At 61.5% G+C, this 5,516-nt stretch carries 3 protein-coding genes; 1 reads left to right on the top strand and 2 read right to left on the bottom strand.

Features of this window, described 5'->3' with window-relative positions:
* Positions 1 to 483 precede the first annotated feature (483 nt).
* Positions 484 to 3,549: an efflux RND transporter permease subunit gene (locus ACODTO_RS29385; protein WP_489107466.1), complete on the bottom strand. Its 3,066-nt coding sequence runs from the start codon at positions 3,547 to 3,549 to the stop codon at positions 484 to 486.
* 6 nt (positions 3,550 to 3,555) lie between these two features.
* Positions 3,556 to 4,656, bottom strand: coding sequence for an efflux RND transporter periplasmic adaptor subunit (locus ACODTO_RS29380; RefSeq protein WP_175385109.1), 1,101 nt, complete (start codon positions 4,654 to 4,656; stop codon positions 3,556 to 3,558).
* Between the two features lie 93 nt (positions 4,657 to 4,749).
* On the opposite strand from ACODTO_RS29380, the gene ACODTO_RS29375 reads away from it, so the two are divergent.
* A complete protein-coding gene (locus ACODTO_RS29375) occupies positions 4,750 to 5,385 on the top strand; it encodes a TetR/AcrR family transcriptional regulator (protein ID WP_139647321.1) in 636 nt (211 codons plus the stop codon).
* The last annotated feature ends 131 nt before the right edge of the window (positions 5,386 to 5,516 follow it).

The following is a 5,516-nucleotide window of genomic DNA, read 5'->3' as shown; positions in this document are numbered from 1 at the left end:
GACAACATCGATGCACGCTGATCCAGCGCTTTCGCGAGCAGGCTCGCTCCCACATTGCTTTGTGGTGGACGGCAAATCTGCGATCACCCTCCGACCCTGTGGGAGCCGGGCTTGCCCGCGATGACGGCGGCACAGACAACATCGATGCACGCTGATCCAGCGCTTTCGCGAGCAGGCTCGCTCCCACATTGCTTTGTGGTGGACGGCAAATCTGCGATCACCCTCCGACCCTGTGGGAGCCGGGCTTGCCCGCGATGACGGCGGCACAGACAACATCGATGCACGCTGATCCAGCGCTTTCGCGAGCAGGCTCGCTCCCACATGACTTTGCGGTGGACGGCAAATCTGCGATCACCTCGGACCCTGTGGGAGCTGGGCTTGCCCGCGATGACGGCGGCACAGACAACATCGATGCACGCTCATCCAGCGCTTTCGCGAGCAAGCCTGCTCCCACAAAAAGATTTGGCGTTCACAGCCTCTCAGTCAGGTTTTCTTGACCCTGAACCAAGCCGCATACAACGCCGGCAGGAACAGCAACGTCAACGCCGTCGCCACGATCAGCCCGCCCATGATCGCCACCGCCATCGGGCCGAAGAACAGGCTGCGCGACAGAGGGATCATTGCCAGCACCGCCGCCAGGGCAGTGAGCACGATCGGACGGAAGCGTCGCACCGTCGCTTCGATGGTCGCCTGCCACGGCGTCAGCCCCGCCTCGATGTCCTGTTCGATCTGGTCCACCAGGATCACCGAGTTGCGCATGATCATCCCCGACAGGGCGATGGTGCCCAGCATGGCGACGAAACCGAACGGTTGGCGGAACACCAGCAGGAACAGCGTGACGCCGATCAGCCCCAGGGGCGCCGTCAGAAACACCATGGCCGTGCGTGAGAAACTGCGCAATTGCAGCATCAGCAACGTCAGCACCACCACAATGAACAACGGTACCCCGGCATTCACCGACTTCTGCCCTCGGGTCGAATCCTCGACCGTGCCACCGACCTCCAGCAGATAACCGTCCGGCAACTCCGCGCGAATCGGGTCCAGGGTCGGAAAGATCTGCTGCACCAGGGACGCCGGTTGTTCCTTGCCATAGATATCGGCCCGTACCGTCACGCTAGGCAGGCGGTTGCGATGCCAGATCACGCCCTCTTCGAAGCCGTACTCCAGCGTCGCGATCTGCGACAAGGCAACACTCTGGCCATTGTCGGTAGGCACCGCCAGGCTCGGCAACAGCGTCAGCTCGGTGCGCTCATGCACCGTGCCACGCAACAGGATCTCGATCAGTTCGTTGTCCTCCCGGTATTGGCTGACGCTGGACCCGATGAGGGAACTCTGCAGGAACTTCGACAGGTCGGCGGTGCTCACGCCCAGGGCCCGGGCGCGCTCCTGGTCGACATTCAGGTACACGACCTTGCTCGGCTCCTCCCAATCCAGGTGCACGTTCGTCACGTAGGGGTTTTCGCGAACTTTCGTCGCGACTTTGCGCGCCAGGGCTCGGACTTTTTCAATGTGCTCGCCGGTCACCCGGAACTGTACCGGATACCCCACTGGCGGGCCGTTTTCCAGGCGCGTGACCCGGGAGCGCATCGTCGGAAACTGTTCGTTCAGGGTACTGATCAGCCAGCTGCGCAGGGGCTCGCGGTCTTCGATGGTCTTGGCCAACACCACGAACTGGGCAAAGCTCGGTGCCGGCAGTTGTTGATCCAGCGGCAGGTAGAAACGCGGTGAACCGGTGCCGACATAGGCCACGTAATTGTCGATGCCCGGGTGATCCTTGAGTAACGCCTCCAGGCGCTTGACCTGTTCTGCAGTGTTACTCAGGGACGCACCTTCTTGCAGCTTCAGATCGACCATCAGCTCCAGCCGTCCTGACGCAGGAAAGAACTGCTGCGGGACAAAACGAAACAGCATCACCGAGCCGATAAACAACAGCACGGTCAAGGCGATGACGGTTTTGCGCCGACGCACGCACCACTCCACCACCCGTCGGACCCGCTGGTAGAACGGCGTGCCGTAGGGGTCGGGCTGACCGTGACCGGTGCCGTGCTTGGCGGCATGAATTTTTGCCAGGTCCGGCAGGAGCTTTTCCCCCAGGTAGGGCACGAACACCACAGCGGCCACCCAAGAGGCCAGCAATGCGAGGGTCACTACCTGGAAAATCGAACGGGTATATTCGCCAGTGCCCGATTGCGCTGTGGCGATGGGCAGGAACCCCGCCGCCGTGATCAGCGTACCGGTAAGCATCGGGAACGCCGTGCTCGTCCAGGCGTAGCTGGCCGCCTTGATCCGGTCGAAGCCCTGCTCCATCTTGATCGCCATCATCTCCACCGCAATGATCGCGTCATCCACCAGCAACCCGAGCGCCAGCACCAGCGCACCGAGGGAAATCTTGTGCAGGCCGATCCCCAGGTAATACATCGCCGCGAAGGTCATCGCCAGTACCAGCGGAATCGCCAGGGCGACCACCATCCCGGTACGCAGCCCCAGGGAAAAAAAGCTCACCAGCAGGACGATCGTCAGGGCCTCTACCAGCACCTGGACGAACTCACTGACGCCGGTCTTCACCGCCGCCGGCTGGTCCGACACCTTACGCAGCTGCATGCCGGCCGGCAGGTTGTTCTGGATCCGGGCAAACTCGGCTTCCAGCGCCTTGCCCAGGATCAGGATATCGCCCCCCTCCTTCATCGCCACGGCCAAACCAATGGCGTCTTCACCCATGAAGCGCATGCGTGGCGCCGGCGGTTCGTTGAAGCCGCGGCGCACGTCCGCCACATCGTCGATGCGGAATGTGCGATCGGCGACGCGGATCGGGAAGTTGCGGATCTCTTCTACTGTCTGGAAATTCCCCGACACCCGTAGCTGCAAACGCTCGCTACCGGTTTCAAAAAAGCCCGCTGTCGAGACTGCGTTCTGTTTTTCCAAAGCCTGTTGGACCGCTGACAAAGGCAGGCCGAGGGTGGCCAGCTTGACGTTCGACAGCTCGATCCAGATTTTCTCGTCCTGCAGACCGAGCAACTCGACCTTGCCCACATCCTTGACCCGTTGCAGCTGGATCTGGACACGGTCGGCGTAGTCCTTGAGCACACCGTAGTCGAAACCGTCACCGGTCAGGGCGTAGATATTGCCGAAGGTGGTACCGAACTCATCGTTGAAGAACGGCCCCTGGATACCCTGCGGCAAGGTATGGCGGATATCGTTGACCTTCTTGCGGATCTGGTACCACAGCTCGGGAATCTGCGCCGAATGCATGGAGTCCCGGGCCATAAAGGTCACCTGAGACTCGCCTGGACGGGAAAACGAAACGATCCTTTCGTAATCGCCGGTTTCCATCAGCTTCTTTTCGATGCGTTCGGTGACCTGGCGCGACACTTCTTCGGCCGTGGCCCCCGGCCAGTTGGTACTGATGACCATGGCCTTGAAGGTGAACGGCGGGTCTTCGCTCTGACCCAGCTTGGTGTAGGAAAGTGCGCCGACGATGGCCAGCAACAGCATCAGGAACAGTACGATCTGGCGGTTACGCAACGCCCATTCGGAAAGATTGAAGCCCATCGGGGATTACTCCTTGGCCGCCAGGTTAACCACGCGGTTGGAGCGATCCACCGGCCGTACCTGCTGGCCATCGAGGAGCACATGCACGCCGGCCGCCACTACCCAGTCGTTGGCACTGAGGCCCTCAAGCACCGGGACGCTCTTCTCACCAAAGGCGCCGACTCGAACGGGGACCTTCTTCAAGGTGTTGTTGGCGTTGACCACCCAGACATAGGTCGCGCCGTTTTCAGCCGTCAGGGCTGACAGCGGTACCGACAACGGCACCTTGTCGACGGTCTGGATAAAGACCCGGGCGCTCTGGCCCAGCTCGGCCGGAACACTGCCTTCGGCGAATGCGACACGGGCAGCGAAGGTACGGGACTTGGGATCGGCGGCCGGCGAGAGTTCGCGAATATGCCCGCTGAAACGCTGGCCCGGCTGGCTCCACAGTTCGACCGAGACCGGCTGGCCGATCTTGAACCGGCCAAAACTCTGTTCCGGCAGGCTGATCAGCACTTCACGCTCGCCGTCGGTCGCGAGGGTAAAGACGGTTTGCCCGGCTTGCACCACCTGCCCGACTTCCACCGAACGCCGGGCGACCACGCCATCCTGGGGCGCCCGCAACACCGAATAGCTGGCCTGATTGCTGGAGACGTCGAACTCCGCCTGGATCTGCTTGAGACGCGCGGCACCGGAGCGGTAGAGATTCTCGGCATTGTCGTACTGGGAACGGCTGACCATCTGCCGGTCCAGCAACGTCTTGTAGCGATCACGCTCGGCCCGCACCAGGTTCAGGTTAGCCTCGGCCGCGGCCACCTGGGCCCGGGTGGCTTCCAGTTGCAAGCGCACGTCTTGGGGATCAAGTTCGGCCAGTGGTTGGTTGGCCTTGACCCGCTGCCCCTCTTCGACCAGTCGTCGGCTCACTTTACCGCCAATGCGAAAAGCCAGGTCCGGCTCAAAACGGGCCCGCACTTCGCCGGGGTAGCTGTCAGTGGCCTGGGCCGAAGGCTCTGGCTTCACGACCATGGCGGGGCGCACGGCGACCGGTACCGGTTCGTCATGACCACACGCAGATAATAAAAAAACCAGGCTGACTGGCAGGGCGAGGGGCAATGCGTGGCGCAACATGGCGGCAGACCTTTCGCTAATGGTGCTTGGAATAATTATACTGACGGGTATGGTATTAATAGCAAACTCACCAGTCCAGTATTAAAGCGAAGAATGTCGAACAATCTTTTACCCTCCAGCGGCCCCGGCCGTCCGAAGGACCTGGCCAAGCGCCAGGCCATTCTCGACGCCGCCAAACGGCTGTTTATAGAGTTGGGTTACGCCAATACCAGCATGGACACCGTTGCCACCGAGGCGGGCGTGTCGAAACTGACGGTCTACAGCCACTTCAATGACAAGGAAACGCTGTTCTCCGCTGCAGTGATTGCCAAGTGCGAAGAGCAAGTACCGCCGCTGTTCTTCGAGTGGCCGGACGGCGTGCCTATCGAACACGTGCTGTTGAACATCGCCCGCGGCTTTCACTTGTTGGTCAGCAGCGAAGAATCGGTGAACCTGCATCGGCTGATCATGGCCCTGGGCAGCCAGGACCCCAAGCTTTCGGCAATTTTCTACCAGGCCGGCCCCGAGCGGATGCTCTCAGGCATGGAGCGGTTGCTGGCCAAGGTCAACCAGAGCGGTGCCCTGTGCATCGAGAAACCCCGTCATGCGGCCGAACATTTCTTCTGCCTGATCAAGGGCGCGGCGAATTTCCGCTTGCTGTATGGCTGCGGCGCGCCGCTGGAGGCAGACGCGGCCGAGGAGCATGTGCAGGAGGTGGTGGGGTTGTTCATGCGGGCGTATCGGCCCTAGGTTTTCGGGGCCCGGAGCGGCCTTGATCGCGAGCAGGCTCGCTCCCACAGTGGATTGGCGTTGCTCAAAACCCGTAGGAGCAAGGCTTGCCCGCGATGAAATTTATGCGTTTAGCCCTGAAACCGAGGCGC

This window comes from Pseudomonas sp. FG13, from assembly GCF_057809755.1.
Note: the sequence above shows the minus strand (reverse complement) of the source record. Positions and strands in the feature narration are given on the sequence as shown.